At 46.4% G+C, this 248-nt stretch carries 1 protein-coding gene; it reads right to left on the bottom strand.

Going from position 1 to position 248, the window contains the following annotated elements; all coding sequences use genetic code 11:
• On the bottom strand, positions 1 to 248 hold a 248-nt coding region (locus tag AB4585_RS29130), incomplete at both ends, for an aminotransferase class V-fold PLP-dependent enzyme (protein ID WP_372172292.1).

Here is a 248-nt window from a genome sequence, read left to right as displayed (position 1 = left end):
GCTTGAACAAAATCCTCTTTAGTTAATGGAGAGTCACCTGTGTAAACCGGAATCTCGATTTCTACGACGGTAGCACCAACACGATCTGCAGCGACAAATAGTGGTGAAGTACCACCAATGTGCTCATGGTGAGTGGTGATGATCACATCACCTTCTTTAAAATCTAGGCCGCTGACTACAGAGATCATGCCATCGGTTGTGTTGCGGCTAAGAACGATTTCATTTTCATCTGCGCCAAACCCAGGAGC

The organism is Vibrio sp. 10N.222.49.C9, assembly GCF_041474985.1.
GTDB lineage: Bacteria > Pseudomonadota > Gammaproteobacteria > Enterobacterales > Vibrionaceae > Vibrio > Vibrio crassostreae_C.
Note: the sequence above shows the minus strand (reverse complement) of the source record. Positions and strands in the feature narration are given on the sequence as shown.